Origin of the sequence: Pectobacterium nicotianae, assembly GCF_023272715.1 — a bacterium.
In the GTDB taxonomy this organism is placed as follows: Bacteria; Pseudomonadota; Gammaproteobacteria; order Enterobacterales; family Enterobacteriaceae; genus Pectobacterium; species Pectobacterium brasiliense.
In genome coordinates this window covers 1,101,175-1,118,034 of the sequence record NZ_CP096821.1, presented here as the reverse complement: position 1 = coordinate 1,118,034, position 16,860 = coordinate 1,101,175, and the positions used below count along the sequence as shown (strand labels likewise).

Below are 16,860 nucleotides of genomic sequence, written 5' to 3'. Positions count from 1 at the left end.
AAAAATAATAAAGCAGGAAGGATCTTTGTGATCACTTCCGGCATTTATACCTAACCTAGTTTAATTCATCTATAACCATCGAGATAATGGACTTTCTTGTAGATATTTTTCCAATAAATCTTTATCGATGATTTTCTTCTCAATAATAGGACGGAGAATTTCTTCCAAAATCTCAAAATCCTCTTGACACCCTGTATTATCTAAAAGAACTTTAAATGCACTATCAACAAGTGACATTTCACCATGAGAGTTAGCATCAAGAATAAAATCAACAAGTTCTGATTTTATTCTCTTATTTTCAAAATACTCCTCCTCATCGGAAGAGTATTCTTTCTCGTAAGATGAAGCTAACTCATCAGACAGATACACTAGCCGGGAATTTAAATTATCAGTCATTCTATTATCTCATATGCTCCAGCGGGAATACCATTTTTAATCAGCACTTCTCTATCTTTCTTAGCGTACCTTGCTGCTTTACCACTTAAGCCCCCTCCGTCGCTAACATCTATAATATTTTCATCAGGTATTTTTGATAAATCTACTTTTATCTTACAACCATTCCTATTATAAAAATCGGCGGTTTTTTCTTTTTTTGTTGTTGATATTAATTGCGTATCTAATTTCCCATTACTTACATGCTCTTGTGCTGAATAATCAGCACACGGATTTTTAGGCTGAATATCTTTACCTGCCTTAGCCTGAGCTTTTTGTTCTTCCGTCAATCCCCGATAAGTTGTCCCCGTATGCTTCTTATCAGTTTGACTTTCTTCCTTCGGCGTCAGCCCCAGCGGATCAACCCAAGTGAGAGGATTATGTACATACGCCTGCGGTCTCAGACCACCCAGCAATCCTATCGGGTCCGGCGACAGGTACTGTCCGCTCTCCGCATCATAGTAACGATGCCGGTTGTAGTAAAGCCCCGTTTCCGCATCAAACAGTTGACCCTGATAGCGCAGCTCGCAATACACCTCTTCGTTCGCCGCATCCCCCAGATAGCGCCGCAGCGGGATAGGTCGACGTTCTTCGCGGTGGGCACCCCACAGCCCCTGTTCCCCGCGCCAGCGGACTTCCCCTTCCTCGCTGCACAGCTCTCTTGCGGTTCCTGTCAGGTCCGTCACGATGTAGTGCAACTGCGTGCTGTCGCCCTGCGCCTCCACCTGTGCCACCGGCCGGAAGCTTCCCGGCTCGTACACCCACTGCACTTCCCGTGCTGCTGACCCGTCTGCCCGGTACTGCTGCTGGCCTATCAGCTGGTCACCGTCCCACCGGTACGCCACCCGTGCGACCGCCTGTGCAGACAGCACCTGGCCCTCTCGTACCTTACTGACTCTGCGCCCAAACGCATCGTAGCGATAGCGCCAGCGTGCCCCGTCCGGCAGACTCACCCGCACCAGACGGTCCTGCACATCCCAGTCGAAATACGTTTCCTTCGGCCGGAACCCCGGACGCGTTTCCCGCTTCACCGCCAGACGCCCGCAGTCGTCATACCGGTACTGCGTATGGCCCCGCTCGACCACCCGGCCCGCTGCATCGTACCGCGCCGACGCCTGCACCACCGCATCCTGCACCTTCAGCGTCTCGCCCAGACCCGGCGCTATCTGCGACACCTCGCACAGGTTCTGTTCGCTGTCGTAACCAAACAGCCGCGCCTGACGCCGCCGCCCCTCATCACGGCGTTCCGCCGTCACCTGACCGGCCCCGTTCAGCCGGAAGGCCTGCTCACCCCAGTGGCTGTCGCTGATGCCCGTCAGCCGGTCCAGCACATCGTACTGATAACGACGCTCCAGCACGTCATTCACCCGGCCGTCCGCCCCTTCCAGCGCCTGACGCTGCAACAGCCCCGTCGGGCTCCACTCGTGGCGTAATGCAAACCCGCTGCCGTTAGTGCGCCGCTGCTCTTCCCCCGCCGCCGTGTGGCTGAACTGCAATGGCTGGTGTGAACCGATACCCAGTGACGACAGCCGACCTGACTGCCACGCCAGCTGCAGCGGGGCCAGAATCCCTTCCACGACAGCACGCTGACCACCCGCGTCGTAACCGCTCTGCACCGCCTCACCGTTGACCGTTTCCGACGTCACCTGCCCCGCACGGTTATAGGCGTATTCCACCACCGCATCCGGACTGGCGGCTTTCGTCAGCCGACCGGCCACGTCATACGCCAGTTCGGTGATGCCGTCCGTTTCCCCGTCCGCTTTCTGTGCCGTGATGCGCGTTATTCGCCCTGCCGCATCATGCTCGTAGTGCAGTGCGCTGCCATCCGGCGCGGTGCGCTGCACCAGACGGTCTGCCACATCATACTGATAGCGGTACACCCGACCGTCGTAATGCCGCTCCTCACTCAGCCGGCCGCTGCGGTCAAAGCCGTACGTCCAGTCCCGTCCCTGGCTGTTCGTCACCCCGGCGAACTCCGCTTCCGCATTGTAGTGGTAGCGCACCGTCGCCCCCAGCGGGTCGGTCGCTTCCAGCAGGTTATCGAACGCCCCGTAGCGGAACTGGTAGCGCTGACCCAGCGCATCCGTCACCGCCGTCAGGTTACCTTCCACATCGTAACCAAACCGCGTCTCGCTGCCGTCTTCGTACACCACTTTCGACGGTGACTCGCGCACGCCGTCATACTCCCAGCGCCGCACCTGTACGCCCGCTTCATGCCCGATATGCCGCTCTGTCAAACGGTCAAGGTCGTCATACCGGAACATCACCGATGGTGCATTATCCCGCTCAAGGCTGCTCAACAGGCCACGGCGGTTATAGTGATAGCGTTGCAACACACCGTCCGGGCCTATCACCGTCGACAGTTGCCCCGTGTCACCATAACGGTACAGCCACTCGCGCCCTTCCGGGTCGTTCACCTCGACAACCTGCCCGGCCGCATTACGCTGGTAGCGCCATTCGCTGCCCAACGGGTCGGTGTAGGCCAGCAGTTGCCCGTTATCGTCATACGCATATTGATGCGCCGTACCGTCAGGGAGAGTAACCTCGGTCACCTGCCCCCAATCGTTACGCTGATACGTCGTTCGACCACCCAACGGATCGATCTCGGCCACCAGTTGGTTGTCCACCCATTCGAACCGGGTCTCACCGCCGTCTGGCGTGCGTTCCAGCAGAATATTGTTGCGCTCGTCGCGCACATAGCTGAATACCCCACCAAACCCGCTGTGGTAGTGGCTGGTCAGCGTGTCATCGTCGTATTCGAAGTGACCCGGCCAGTAGCCTTCTGACGTTCTGTCCCGGATAGCGCGACCTTTTTTATCGTAGTCGTGCTCAACCCAGGTCGAACCTAAGTCCGACCAGCGTAACAGCCAGCCTTCCGGCGAGTAGCGATAATCAAAGTTGCGCCCTTCATCCGCCCGTACGCTCAGTAAATGCCCACGGTCATCATAGCTATAGCTCGCCAGCGTTTTTAACGGCTGACGCTGTGGGGTACACAGCGTCAGTGTCGTAATCCTTTGGTGTTCCGATGTGACGTGAATAAAACGCCCATCGGATAACTGCACCCAGAGCAACTCGCCGAATACCCACTCGAAAGCCACCCGATTGCCCGCCGCATCGTCAATCGACGTCAAACAAAGCTGGAGACCGAGCGCATATTCAAAGCGATAGCGCAAACCACCGACATGGTGAAGCACCAGCTCACCCTGCTGCCGGGTTAACCGCCATTGTGGGTTGGACGGTGAGCGACTGAACGCTCCTTCATTCGGGAGCGTGAAAAATGCCTGATTAAATTCGCCATCGGTTAACGTTGCGACCCCATCGTTAAGCGTCAGGCTGATATCCCAGTTGCTACGCCACACAGTGCCCAATAAACCTGAGTGACGTTTTCCCGTGGAGCGATAGTAACGTTGCAATGAAAGCGGCAGCGGACTGCTTACCTGAATGTCGGTGCGCTGCTCCACCACGGCACCCGTTGCCATGTCGACCGGGTCACCATTTTGTTTGCCATTTTTGGGGTCAGATTTAGCGTCTTCATTTTGTTCTTGTGCTTTTTTCTGGGCTGCACCATCGTCACCTGGCTTCGATGGATGAGCGGCTCCAGGCGTTATGGGCTGCGTGCCTTTAGGTAGCGCTATCGTTTCCTTATCCTGCGGCGTACCTTTATCTTTGCTTGTTACTTCCTCAGGTTTTTGTTGTGGTTTTTTATCGCTGCTAGCTTCGCTTTGAGGTTTAGCGCTCTGCGGCGTTTCCGGTGATGTGGAATGAGATTGCTCAGATGATGTATGAGCAGTCTGAGAAGCGTGTGTCGATCCGGTTGAATTACTTTTCCCCCCAGCAGCCCCCGTCTCAGATACGCCGAGCTTGCCTTTGTTATGCCCGCCACCGCGCCCCAGAGCCATCGTCGCCGCTAACACCGTTGCCATAATGCCAAGAGAGCCGTCAGACGCTGATGCCCGCTTTGTGTGCTCATCAATTTCCTCATCAGTACGATAGTCGCCTGATGCACCTTTCTGCACATCCATTGTCATTGCCGAGAGATCACAACTTCCTTTTGGAAGTGAACTCGCGATAATCTGCGTCATAATTTTAGGGATGAACGCCGCAAATTCGGCTTCAATTAATCCCACTACGCTGTCAAATAGCTCAATTAGTAAGCCAAGGACATTAACTAGTAACTGGAAAGTATCCGCCATCAGGGCAACAATCCAACTGCGCCCACCAGAAGCGCCGGTCACCAGTAAATCCAGCGCTTGCTTCATCGTTATCAGCAGCGCTTTGCCATCTTGCGCGTATTTCCTAATATCGCCGCGTATAGCAGTGAGCCATTTAACCACGTCACCATTACTCAGACTTCGAATAATTCGGGTTGCTTCCTCAATATCCTGAGTTTTGTTACCCTTAAACTTCCTCATGGCTTTAGTAATGGCATTCCCGCTGATTTTCAGCGCATCGCCCGCACCAGGAACAAAGCCAATGACACACAGCACACCGTCAATACGGTGCATGTTATCCTTCATCAGCTCAGGCTTTTTGTAGCTATCCCAACACCATTCCCCAAGGAAATACACATCCATTGCTTGCCCGACCACGGGAATACAGCCCAGAATCACTTCACAGAACAACAGCACCGCATCATCAATACTTGCTGCTTTGCTTGCCACCTCTGCCGACAGTCGGTGTTGAATCCGGCGGATTTCCTGTTTCAATGGGCCGTTGTCACGCCGGATGATCATTTCCAATTTTTGGAAACGTTTAAGAGCGGGTTTGTATTCATCAGGAACAGACTCCCAAAAACGGAGCTTACTCACCACTGCTTTTTGTGCCGCGCTGTATTCCAGGAATCCCTTTTCTCTCAGTATGATGAACAGGGAAAAATACTCCCCAGACAACGCCATATATTCCGGATTTGACTGGAATACAGGGTTATTCTTCACCGTTTCCTGGGGTTCAAACGTATCGCTGCCTTCTCCTACCAACAGCTCAAACGTGCCACACCCCATATCATGGATAAAAAACATCCCGTTATCATCGGTTTTGCCTTCTATCTTGTGATCCCTGCTATCGGTTAATTGAAAAGGGGCGTTCGGTATTGGATCGCCTGAATCGTAATGGTAATAAACGAGTATTTCGCAGCCACAGGTTGTACATCCCCCTGAAATTTTATTATCCGTGGCAAAATTACGCTTCGCGGCATCCCCGCTGGCAGCTAACGCGCTGCTTTTATCCTGACTCATGAAATGACGTCCTTTTTATTTTATGCTTCGTCTAGATGGTCAATTGCTGCCTGATACAGGCGATCCATACGGCTTTGCGTGCCAATATATTCAGGCTGTACCAGAATGTTTTTTGCCCAAGGCTGATGCATGAATTCCGGCGAAAGTTCTGTCGCCAGTGCCAGCCAGCGCACGATATCGCGGTCGTTATTAAAGCCGCTGTTCCTCGCCTGTTCCGCCTGCTGATAAGTAAACGCCTGTAGTTCATCATCAGGCGCGTTTTGCCAGTCAACATGGTAAGCACGCAGATGTTCCATATAGCGCGCTAGATTGTGATGCCCGTAAGGCACCATGATGGCTTGCCATTGTTCAGCACTCAGTTGGCGAGGCAGGATGTCAGGAATAGAGTGTGGTTCGCGGGCGGTGAGATTTAAGGCACGTATCGCGCCGTCAGGAGAAATATCGCAGAAGCTGGCTATTGGGCCATAGAGCGCACAGGCTTCCTGTGCGGAACTGGCGGATAACAGCTGATTCATCACCTGCCAGTCACCCACGCGCAGGATGGCATTCTCCCCAGAAGGTGAAGTCACCAGGCTCCACTGTCGCAGATGTTTCGTCACCTCAAGCAGTTGATCGAGCGGTGAATATGCCTGCATAAACCATTCCATCTGTAGCCCCATTCCCCAGCCCGGCTGAGTGATGATGTGTTCTTTCACCTGCGACCAGTTAGCGGCGTGAAGCGGGATGCAATAGGGCGATACCGAGGCATGAACGCGCCCCGCTTCTCCCCAGTACAAACGCGTCTGTTCCAGGCTGCCCCCCCAGCGTTCGGCCAGCCACGGCACAGCATCGTTCATCGACGCTTCGGCGATAACAAAACAGCCGCCCTGAGCGATACGCGTTTGCCAGACGGCGTCATCTTCCGGCAGCAGTTCAAGGAAAGGTTGCGATACACTCACAGCGTGACCTCCGGTATGTCAGGTAACTCTCCCCGCATCCAACCGGGGCGATGGTAATTAAGCTGCACACTCTCAATACGTTCAGGCTCAGATTTAAAAATCCGAATACTGTCCGCGATCGAATAACGTTCAGTTAGATGAATAAAGATCGGGTGCAAATAGAATTCACTGCCGAGCACCCAGCGATGAGCGGACCAGGCTTCACATTCCGCTTCGCTGGCTTTCGGGTAATAGTTCTCAGCTAATGCAATGCCGCTAATAAAGCGTGCTTTTACTATTTCAATATTCAGAGGAAAAACACATTGTGCACTGACAAAAAGAAACAGTTCATTCGCCAGTCGGTGCAGACGATTATCATTAGCGAGAAGGTAATATTGATAGTGCGTTAATGTAATGTGGTACGTTTGATTAATATCGTTCTTTTTTTCTTTATTAATATCCTGCTGTGCGAATAGCTGATACTCCCCACGTTCACTATTCATGATGGGCAAATACAGGTTATTCAGCGGGCCGAGAAAATCCGTTTTTTCCGCAAAGTCCAAGGTAGGCCACCAGGCCGATAAAATGTCTGGCGCATAGCTACGAAATAGTGCTCGTGTGCCATCAGGCCAGAGACAAAAAATACGCTGCTGCCAAAAATCAGCTACCTGCTGCAATGTCAGGTCGCCATGCATGAGCATCACGCCACCATGCCGCTCCGGCTGTGTCTCAGCCAGCCAATGCAGCAGTGTTTCTCCTGGTTTTCCTTCTTCTATTTTCACCACAATAGGCGCCCACATCTGCCAGTTTTCGGCATCCTTGCCAAATTGCAGCTGTTGCCATATATCCGCCGCAGCAGGTTGAAAAGCCTGCCAATATTCCGGTAATTGGGGATAATTCAACGGCGAGATAATAGCGAACAACGGCGCATTAAACTGGCTGATTTCAAACAGAGTAGAACCGTTTGCCATCATCGTTATTTGCCTGTGAATAAATGAGATAATTTTTAATACGATGAGCGTGTATTGATAATCGCAGCAACGACCCGATAATCACGAAAATTATCGGATCGAGACATGCCGTTTATTTTTATGACGCAAAATACATAATAAAACGGAGAATAAAACTATACTGGCAGCCCTTTTTCCCAACGCTCCCGAACTTCAGTAGGTGACAGCGGTGGGAATTTAACACCCCGTTCCAGTAACAGCTGTTTTACCTTTAGTGCCCAAGGATAGTGCGGAGATTTAGGGGACATAATGGATAAGCTGTCGTGCACACGCCACGCCAGGCTACTACCGGTTGAAGAATAGGTATCGAAATTTGCGCCCTGCTCAATCAACCAATAAACAATTTCGTATTCATTTACATAAGCAGCATAAAGCGCACTATTTCTTTTATTTTGATCTTCTAAATTCAGATCAGCCCCTTTCTCAACAAGTAGCTTAATATCAGCCCACCGTTGCTCATTAATGGCACTAAATATTGCAGGCTGGCCACGCCGACCAATTGCATTCGGATCTCCACCTGCATCCAGAATAATGCGCAGCCAGTCCGGATCTTTGGCTCCCGCCACGGAATTAACTGCGCTGTCGCCAAATCCGTCTTTATAGTTTGGATCGACACCCAGTTTAAGTGCCAGCGTGACGGCCTTTTTATCCTTCGTCTCATAAATCAGCCACAGCAGCGGCGTGACGCCTTCTTTTCCCTGAATATTCAGGTTAACACCCTGCGACAGTTGATGACGAGCGGCTGATTCGTCACCTTTTTGAATGCTTTCCAGCACCGCCACCACGGGCGGTTCAAAAAGTTCACTCGCCCGCATACTGTGTCCTCCCGCCTGACAAGCGGTTAACAGTGGCAAACTAGCCAGCAGCCAACACCACCATCTCAAAGAGGTTCTCCTTTTTTCCAACGCTCCCGAACTTCAGCAGGTGACAGCGGTGGGAATTTAACACCCCGCTCCAGCAACAGCTGCTTTACCTTTAGTGCCCAAGGGTAGTGAGGAGATTTAGGCGACATAATGGATAGGCTGTCATCCACGGTAAAAGCGAGATTACTGCCTGTATCATCATAAATATTACTATCTGCGCCGTGTTCTATCAGCCAATAGACGATTTCATATTTATTCAGATAAGCAGCATAGTGAGCACTGTTTACTTTGGAACCATCAACGAGGTTCAAATCGGCGCCCCGCTCTACGAGTAATTTGATATCGGCCCAGCGTTCCTCACCAATAGCACTATATATTGCTGGCTGGCCACGACGCCCAATGGCATTCGGATCGCCCCCCGCATCCAGAATAATACGCAGCCAGTCTGGATCTTTGGCTCCCGCCACGGAATTAACTGCGCTATCGCCAAAGCCATCTTTATAGTTCGGATCGACGCCCAGTTTAAGCGCCAGCGTGACGGCCTTTTTATCCTTCGTTTCATAAATCAGCCACAGCAGCGGCGTCACACCTTCTTTTCCATGAATATTCAGGTTAACGCCCTGCGACAGCTGATGACGAGCGGCTGATTCGTCACCTTTTTGAATACTTTCCAGTACCGCCACCACAGGGGGCTCAAAAAGTTCACTCGCCCGCATACTGTGTCCTCCCGCCTGACAAGCGGTTAATAATCCCAGAATAACGACGCCTACCCATTTTATACTTGCCAACCATTGCATTATATTCCCCTGAATGTATTGGTTATCTTCCCGATATCTTCCTTTTTCTGGCTTTCAATACCCGCAATCACCTGATCCATACCGTGGCGAGCAATCGGCGAGCCCCCTACTGCGGGAAGCGCCATCATATCACCGCTGGCTTTCGGCAGGCCCCCTTCCAACAGTTTTGCTACACCAATGACTCCCCCAAGCGCCGCACCGGCGACTCCGCCAATCAATGCGCCCGCACCGGATAGCAAACCAGGAATCAAAGCCTTGCCATAGGTTTGTGCCATAGTTAATACCTCACCATCCACCGCCTGCGTCGTTATCAGCGAGGCCGTTTTCGCCAAATCTGCACCACCTGCACGCGACACAGTATTGTTATGCAACCCCGCAGCATTAAAGGTATAGCCGGGTAATCCCGTTACGCCAACGCCAGCCGATGCCAAACCACCGCCTAATGAATGCCCTACGATGACAGGTGGCGGAGAAAGAACATTTTTTACCCGCTTTGCCAAATACATGGCCTGATTGTATTGATCCGTCTCCAATCCCATACCTTGCCCAGCGTTAGTCAACCAGTCTTTAACACCCGTCACCGCATTATTGGTGCCCCGGTAGGTCAACATGGTTTCGCCATTAATCGCTGATTTAAACAGTGCAGAACCAAACCCTGTTTTCTTATCCATGAAGTCATTATCCGTCAAACCCGGAAGTTTTTGGACATCCATCAGTTCCAACCCAACCGGTGCTTTCGGCAGTTTATCCAGCACACCTCGTCGGAATTCATCGACCGAATAAACGTACTGGGCCGCTTCGGCGCGTAAGATGCTGTCGTTGTTAAACGCCAGTCGCTTTGCCGCATCGGCTAATCCCGGCAGCGTTGCCGCCTCGGTCGCCAATTTGGCGCGCGCCAGATAGCGATCTTTACGCTGGGCGACGGAGAGCAGGTCATCAAGAATGGGCAACTCGGCGACCGAAGCCCACTCCATTAACGTCGGCAACAGCATTGGCGTCAATGCCAGCAGAGGGGCGCGGCTTTTTGCCGATTGCTCAGCGCACGGCTTCACTGGGGACTGATAAGGTGAGTCGCCGATGATCACATTCCCGCTACCAGCAGCAACCGAGCCGCCGCAACCGATCGCATCACCAATACGCGCCGCCAGCTTTCCATTGATGATGACCGTACCGGATCCCGCGGATATCGCACGATTGTGCACGCCGTGGGGCACATTCGGGCAGGGGCAAGCGTGGAGTAAAACCGCATCGCTTTTACGGGCGGCCGGTTTGCCATTGATAATGACATCGCCGCTGCCTTCAATAATCGGGGTCGCAGGGAAACAGCCGTGACCCGCGCAGCTGTCACCTAAACGTGCAGCACCTGGCATAGTTCCTCCTTAACGTCTGTCTGGCGCATCGGGCAGCGTAGGCTTCGTCGGATCTTCTGGCGTAATGGATACTGGCGCAGTCCCTACGCCAGCCGCACCGCCATCGTTGATTTTCACAATCGTCCCGGAAATTGTGACACCCGCGCTATCAATCTTGATAAAGCCGCCAGGCCCTTTGATGGTCAGTGCCTGCCCCGCTTCCAGCACGATATCCGCAGCTTTCAGGTAGCTGTCCGTATTCACCAGAACGCGCTGGTGCGCGCCGATCAGCGTCTCTTCAGAACCAGACATCGTGGTCTGACGGCTCCCTTCGATACGGGTAATCTCCCCCCCACCGATGAAACGTTTGAACGACGCACCAATTTTCTGAATAAAACTCCGGCCAATTTCCTGATGATGATCCTGACCGATGTTTTCAAAATCATCCTTGCCTATCGTTCGGTGGCGGTGACGCGTGACCCGTTGGAACTGATCCTGATCCACGCTGAGGTGCTGATCGCGCCCTACGCTTTGCCGGTGGATGTTGTTGATAACGCCATCCATATCTTTCTGAGCGTGATAGTAAATCTGTTCACGCGTCGCCTCATCCTCAAAACGCAGTTCGTTGAAGCCGCTGCCTTTATGCGTATCGGTACGAAGCGTGGTACGCGTTTTATGTGCTGGTAAAACGTACGGCGTCGGGTTGGTGGCGTGGAAAGTACGCCCGGTGACAATCGGCTGGTCCGGATCGCCTTCAAGGAAACTGACGATCACTTCATGGCCGATACGCGGGATGGCAATCATGCCGTACTGGCCGCCCGCCCAGCCCTGGCTGACGCGCACCCAGCAGGAACTCTGGTCATTGCTCGCACCGTAGCGATCCCACGGGAATTGCAGTTTTACCCGACCATACTGGTCACAGTAGATTTCCTCCCCCGTTGGGCCGACGACGCTGGCGATTTGCGGGCCGTCCACCATCGGTTTGTAGGGCATGGCAGCACGCCACGTCGTTGTGCCTTTCACCACGGCAAAGCTGTTGCTCATGGTCGTCGGTTCGCCGCCGCTTTCCTCTTCCAGCGCCTGCGGCTGTTGTCCGACGTGCGTCACGCTCACCGTCTGCCACACCGCATTCAGCGTCGCATTCGGGTGCTCCGTCAGCGTGAAGGTGTTACCCGGCATCAGCCCCGCGCAGTTGGATTCCCCTTCGCTCGTCACCGCCCCTGAGCGCAGCGCATCCAGCCGGTAGCCGCTGAACGCCTTGCCGCTCGGGTCTTGCTTATAGCGCCCCGGGTAGTCGTAATGCTGATAGCTTTCGCGCTGGTGCGCCAGCTCGCCGCTCATTTTCTTGTGCGACAGCCCGTAAGCCGGTGTTTTGAAGCTGTAGTCTTTCAGCTCGACTTCGGCCGTACTCACCCGCTCCGCGTAGTGGAAGCGCCGGACATATTCGCCCTCACTCAGCCCCTGCGTCGCCAGATTGAAGAACAGCTCGGGGCCTTTGGTCAGTGCACCCGCATCGTCAGCAAACACCACCCGGTGTTTACCCTCTTCGTATTCGTGGAAGAAATACAGGCCCTCCTCGGCAGCCAGCCGGGTGATAAAGGCTAAATCGCTTTCCCGATACTGCACGCAATATTCGCGCACCGCATGCTCGTTACGCAGCGCAAAGGCGTGGTCGGTGATACCGGCTTCTTCCAGCAGCGCCCCGATAATCGCCTCCGGCTTCTGCGCCTGAAAGATGCGGGCGTTGGTGCGTAATCCCAGTCGCCACAAGGCCGGACGGACTTCTATCTGATAGCGCGTGCGCCGGAATCCGGTGTCACCCTGCGTGAAGCCACTGATAATCCCGCTGACCCGACGTTTCAGTTCGCCTTCATACCAAATCATCAGCTCGCACGGCTGGTCCAGCACCGCGCCGAAATCGAGATCCGGCAACGCGCTCGCCAGACTCAGCGACAGGCTGAAAGGCCGGTTCAGCCCCTCATCCAGCCTGAAATCCACCACCGCGAAAGTGCCTGCTTCCAGAGCACCGACCTTTACGGTGAACTGTAATCCTGTACTGTTTGCCACCCGTCCTCTCCTTCTTCCTTCGCCGTTGCCATGGCTACCGCACGCCTCGGGTTTTCCCGGAGCGGCACGTCGCTATCCTGATTAAAATAAAAACCTGCGCTGTGGTCTGAGTCTGCTCACACCACAGTTCATGTTGATAAAGCATCGCGTTGAGAAAAACGCAGAAAACCCGGGACAAGCCCGGGTTCGGTGGGAATTACGCTTCGACCGGTGCACGCCAGTCATCAGAGCCGGAAGTCCCGGCAACGGTGTGCTCCCAATCAATTTTGCGGTAGGCCAGCGACACTTCGATCAACTGGGTGTAGTCCAGTTTTGACGGGTCCTGGCAGTGTGGCATTTTGCAGTCGATGTCCACGATGGTGGAGTCAGTCAACACGGTAGAGAAGAAGTGTTCTTGCTTACCTTCAACCGACGTGCGGTACCATTTCAGGGTCACGGTCGGCAGCATTTCGCCAGACGCCAGGGCGTTGTACATCAGCGGAACCGCTTTGTTTAGCGCGACGGTGAATTTGAACGGCTTATGCACGCGTTGGCCAGACGGCTGACCAGACTGTGGGTCGGTCGGTACGGTGACAATGTGTTTGAATTCCTGAACCAGCATTTCGTCTTCGTGGCCTTCCACATAGATGTTGCCGACAGAATCAGAAGTGAAAGCACCCGCAGTAATGTTGCCCTGAGTTTTACCTTCGATGCTGATATAGCATGGAGTTGGCATAGTCTTGCTCCTTGTTGTTGAACGGAATGAGTTATTGAACAGAATGAGTAACTTCACCGTCTATATAGCAATTCACATGCCAAAAATTATCTTCATGTTTTATAAAGAAATTTACCTAACTAAAATTCCCCCTAAGTAAAATTTGAGCAAGAAGTTGCGCAGACCTCGCGAATCGTTTGCAGACATTGCGCAAAAAGTGATTTACACCAGAAAGTGAGCAAGAAGTTGCGCAGAATGCGCAGTTATGCTGAAAGTTTGCGTTAGCGATGAATTAATGAAATGAATAACCGATAGAAACCGTGCTTATTAATAGCAAAAAACTATATTTGGCGATAAATCACTCACTTTCATAACAATAATAGTAAGCGGTCACTTACGTTTTTTATGCAAAGCAGGAATGGCAAAGTCAGGACATCCCGTAATAAAAGAGTAATTAAAGGAGTCATAAAAACAAAAAAACGGGTGTTGCTATCACGCAACCCCCGCCTGTTTATTGCCACGACTTATTTATGCGACGCCGCTCCAGTCGGATCGCAACGCGCTGTCGGCTCTGCTTTAACGATTTACTCTCAGCGGTTGCTTATCCGCAAGTGAGCACTAACGAACAACCACCACGGATTACTCTGTTTTCCCCGATGACCAGTGCATCGCCAACCGCTGTCCGGCTTTGATTTCATCCGGCTGCATCGTCGCTTCCAGATCGTTACGCGCATGAATGGCTTCGCTCATTCCCTCCGTCGCTGCCATCGCGTACCAGGCGTAAGCATGAATACGATTGCGGGAGGCACCCAGCCCATCCTGACGCATCATCCCCATACGGTACTGCGCCATGCGGTTACCGTCATTCGCCGCCAGACGGTACTGCTTCATCGCCTCGACATAATCCTCTTTACCGCCTTGTCCGAGCCGTAGCATCTCGCCATAGGCCAGACGGGATTCCGTGTCTCCTGCTGATGCCGCTTTGGCATATTCTTCACGCGCTCGTGCGAATTCGTTCGCTTTAAATAACCGCTCACCCAGTTCGCGCTGTGCCTGGATATAGCCTGCGGAAGAAGCCTGAACCAGATACTGTTCGCGCTTTTCATGGGTTGTCTGGCTCTGGCTGAGTAAATAATCGGCCTCACCCGATCCGCCGGACGCAGCACGCTCCAGCCAATAACGCGCTTTTTGCTCATCCCAAGGTAAGCGCTTACCTTCGCGGTATGCCTTGCCCAACCAAAGTTGTGCTTCGGCATCACCTGATGACGCGGACTTTTGATACCAGTTCAGCGCATTTTCGCCGTCTTCGTGCCGCGCCATCCACAGCTGCGCCTGTGCCTGACCCAGCGTCGCCGCACGGAAATACCAGCGCTCAGCCAGATCGCGCCGGATAACCACACCGTTACCCTGCTCGTAGCGCTGCGCCAGTTGATACTGCGCATCCCGATTGCCGAGTTCAGCGGCTTTCAGCAGCCACGACACGGCCTCTTTTTCGCCCCCCGCATGCGTCGCGTGCCACTGGGCAACAATCAGCTGCGCGGGGGGATAGCCATTTGCCGCAGAGGATTCAAATGCACTCAGGCAGGCCGCAACCAGCTTTCCCTGATGCTGAACCTGACAGTCCATACCGAGCCGATGTCCCGCTTCCCCATTTCCCAGACGTGAGGACGTTGTCCACCACTGGCGAGCTGACGGGCTGTTCTTGGGCGCACCCAGTCCGGCCTGATACCAGTCGCCAACCTGAAGCGCGGCGGCCGCGCGCAGTTCCGCATTAGCGGGAAGTTCAGGCAGGCCAGATGCCTTCTGCATCCACTGCATCGCCTCGGTGTACTGCGATCGCGCGGCTAGCGTCTTTGCCAGCTGATATTGCGCTTCACCGTTTCCCCGATTCGCCGACGCCACTAATTCTGTTTCAGACAGCGATGTGACCGGCGCCTGACATGACGCCAGCCAACAGGCCGACAGGACTATCACTAATTTTTTGTATTTCATCATGTGCTCAGCGTTTTTCCCTTCACGATAATCAGCTGGCAGAATTACCCTGCTGCAAACGGTACAAGCGAACGTTGAAGGCGCGCAGTTCGTCTTCCATCACACGTAGCTCCGCAGGCGTCAGCGACTGGTTCCTGGTTTTACGCGCCTCAAGTTCCCGCAGCCGTATCCCAAAGGGAACGTCCGATATCAGGTCTTTTTGCATATCGTAGAGCTTTGATTTCAGGTAGGAAATCGTCACCGTCCGCCGCTGCCGCTCCAGTTCCAGCAGTTGCTGCAACGTGTCGTTGACTCTGGCACGGGCCTGTTCGTACCCGCGTGTTTTTGGTTCATCACCCTGCTGACGTTCAAGCGCAATCTGCCACTGGCGTTCCATCTCTTTTACCGCCAGCGAGTCGGGATAGAGCTGCTGCATCACGTTTTTCAAGCCGTTGCCGTATTCATACAGATAGAACGGCGACGCATTTTTCACCTGCTCCAGCTGTGCCTGATAGCGGTTAATCAGCTCACCTTCCATGCCTTGCAATTTCTGTTCGCCCAGCGCAATACGCACCCGGCGAATGTCATTATGATCGGGGGCGGCAGGCAACGCATACGCTGGCTGTTGCAATAGCGCCAGCGCATCAGCTTTCTGTTCCTGCCAATACTGCCAGCCTGTAATGGCCGCGACAGGCAGCGCACAGGTCAGCAGCCCGGAGACAAACCAAAACCACGCGGGCTTCTGCTTTTTATGCGCCTCAATCTTCAATACCGTCGGCTTCATTTGCCCTTTCTCCCGTCCGATGAGAATGCTGCCCGCAGGCAGAGCAGCCTGACCCGAGCCTGATGAACCACTGCTTTGCACCGTCGCGCCGGGCTCCATGTCTGAATGAAAGAACACCATGGGTGGAATCTGCATATCCTGCTTTTTCAGTTCCTGATCGTCCGACACAATGACAATCTCGGTTTCATCAAACAAATGGGTATAGCCTTCGACGAAATGCAGCAGATTCTCGACGCGAGGAATGCGGCTCAGCCCCGAGTTGTGCAGCTTTTCACTCATCAATTGCAGCGCGCGTTCGCAACGGTAAACCAGCCGCTTGTGTTCATGGCTGATGGCGTACTGCCGCACCACTTCGCTGATGCGAGCAATAAACCAGTCCAGCATCTCGATACGCGCCCGTTCCTGATGTACCGGCGGCCAGAAGTTATCCCACTGCGTTACGATCAAATTCGCCAGAAACTCACAGCTTTCCGTGAAGCCGGTCAATCCCGCCAGCCGCGAACGTGCCAGCGTAAAGTAAATCGCGGTCTGGAGATCCACGCCCTGCTTTTCAAAGATGGTGGTGGCCATATCGTGCACCAGCATCCAGTCCACGTCAGGACGAGACGCGTGACTCAACTTGTTAATTTCCGCCCGAAGTGCGTCAAACTCCGGCAGCATCCGTGGATCGCGGCCGACTTTCAGGGCCTGTTGTGCATCTTGCATATCACATCATCCAGCAATAGGGAGCCTGAGCAGCAGG

11 protein-coding genes are annotated in these 16,860 nt (G+C 53.5%); all 11 read right to left on the bottom strand.

Annotation, left to right across the window (positions count from 1 at the left end):
* Nucleotides 1-69: 69 nt before the first annotated feature.
* Entirely contained in the window at nucleotides 70-396 is a 327-nt protein-coding gene (locus MYB54_RS04875; RefSeq protein WP_052903876.1) for a hypothetical protein, read from the bottom strand.
* Nucleotides 393-5,666, bottom strand: a complete 5,274-nt coding sequence (locus tag MYB54_RS04870; RefSeq protein WP_248721586.1) for an RHS repeat-associated core domain-containing protein — start codon at nucleotides 5,664-5,666, stop codon at nucleotides 393-395. Before MYB54_RS04870 ends, MYB54_RS04875 begins: the two co-directional genes overlap by 4 nt.
* Before the next feature lie 20 nt (nucleotides 5,667-5,686).
* A complete protein-coding gene (locus MYB54_RS04865; RefSeq protein WP_039523223.1) occupies nucleotides 5,687-6,604 on the bottom strand; it encodes a DUF4123 domain-containing protein in 918 nt (305 codons plus the stop codon).
* The gene (locus tag MYB54_RS04860; RefSeq protein ID WP_248721585.1) at nucleotides 6,601-7,557 is read right to left on the bottom strand and encodes a DUF4123 domain-containing protein; all 957 of its coding nucleotides are present in this window, start codon (nucleotides 7,555-7,557) and stop codon (nucleotides 6,601-6,603) included. Before MYB54_RS04860 ends, MYB54_RS04865 begins: the two co-directional genes overlap by 4 nt.
* Nucleotides 7,558-7,709: 152 nt before the next feature.
* On the bottom strand, nucleotides 7,710-8,408 hold the full coding sequence (locus MYB54_RS04855; RefSeq protein ID WP_248721584.1) for an ankyrin repeat domain-containing protein: 699 nt from the start codon (nucleotides 8,406-8,408) through the stop codon (nucleotides 7,710-7,712).
* A gap of 65 nt (nucleotides 8,409-8,473) precedes the next feature.
* Complete coding sequence (locus MYB54_RS04850; RefSeq protein ID WP_014916342.1) at nucleotides 8,474-9,172, bottom strand: ankyrin repeat domain-containing protein; 699 nt, start codon at nucleotides 9,170-9,172, stop codon at nucleotides 8,474-8,476.
* 80 nt (nucleotides 9,173-9,252) lie between these two features.
* The gene (locus tag MYB54_RS04845) at nucleotides 9,253-10,623 is read right to left on the bottom strand and encodes a Tle-like phospholipase domain-containing protein (RefSeq protein ID WP_014916343.1); all 1,371 of its coding nucleotides are present in this window, start codon (nucleotides 10,621-10,623) and stop codon (nucleotides 9,253-9,255) included.
* A 9-nt stretch (nucleotides 10,624-10,632) separates the two neighbouring features.
* Complete coding sequence (locus tag MYB54_RS04840) at nucleotides 10,633-12,669, bottom strand: type VI secretion system Vgr family protein (protein ID WP_248721583.1); 2,037 nt, start codon at nucleotides 12,667-12,669, stop codon at nucleotides 10,633-10,635.
* 196 nt (nucleotides 12,670-12,865) lie between these two features.
* Nucleotides 12,866-13,384, bottom strand: coding sequence for an Hcp family type VI secretion system effector (locus MYB54_RS04835; protein ID WP_014916345.1), 519 nt, complete (start codon nucleotides 13,382-13,384; stop codon nucleotides 12,866-12,868).
* Nucleotides 13,385-14,002: 618 nt separating this feature from the next.
* Nucleotides 14,003-15,358: a tetratricopeptide repeat protein gene (locus MYB54_RS04830; RefSeq protein WP_014916346.1), complete on the bottom strand. Its 1,356-nt coding sequence runs from the start codon at nucleotides 15,356-15,358 to the stop codon at nucleotides 14,003-14,005.
* 28 nt (nucleotides 15,359-15,386) lie between these two features.
* Nucleotides 15,387-16,823 (bottom strand): VasL domain-containing protein, encoded by a 1,437-nt coding sequence (locus MYB54_RS04825; RefSeq protein ID WP_014916347.1) that lies wholly within the window; start codon nucleotides 16,821-16,823, stop codon nucleotides 15,387-15,389.
* Between the last annotated feature and the right edge of the window lie 37 nt (nucleotides 16,824-16,860).

Excerpts from the sequence above, each read along its gene's own strand:
- MYB54_RS04860 (WP_248721585.1), bottom strand. The coding sequence starts at position 7,557 with ATGATGGCAAACGGTTCTACTCTGTTTGAAATCAGCCAGTTTAATGCG.
- MYB54_RS04830 (WP_014916346.1), bottom strand. The coding sequence starts at position 15,358 with ATGATGAAATACAAAAAATTAGTGATAGTCCTGTCGGCCTGTTGGCTG.
- MYB54_RS04875 (WP_052903876.1), bottom strand. The coding sequence starts at position 396 with ATGACTGATAATTTAAATTCCCGGCTAGTGTATCTGTCTGATGAGTTA.
- MYB54_RS04825 (WP_014916347.1), bottom strand. The coding sequence starts at position 16,823 with ATGCAAGATGCACAACAGGCCCTGAAAGTCGGCCGCGATCCACGGATG.
- MYB54_RS04850 (WP_014916342.1), bottom strand. The coding sequence starts at position 9,172 with ATGCGGGCGAGTGAACTTTTTGAGCCCCCTGTGGTGGCGGTACTGGAA.
- MYB54_RS04855 (WP_248721584.1), bottom strand. The coding sequence starts at position 8,408 with ATGCGGGCGAGTGAACTTTTTGAACCGCCCGTGGTGGCGGTGCTGGAA.
- MYB54_RS04870 (WP_248721586.1), bottom strand. The coding sequence starts at position 5,666 with ATGAGTCAGGATAAAAGCAGCGCGTTAGCTGCCAGCGGGGATGCCGCG.
- MYB54_RS04835 (WP_014916345.1), bottom strand. The coding sequence starts at position 13,384 with ATGCCAACTCCATGCTATATCAGCATCGAAGGTAAAACTCAGGGCAAC.
- MYB54_RS04845 (WP_014916343.1), bottom strand. The coding sequence starts at position 10,623 with ATGCCAGGTGCTGCACGTTTAGGTGACAGCTGCGCGGGTCACGGCTGT.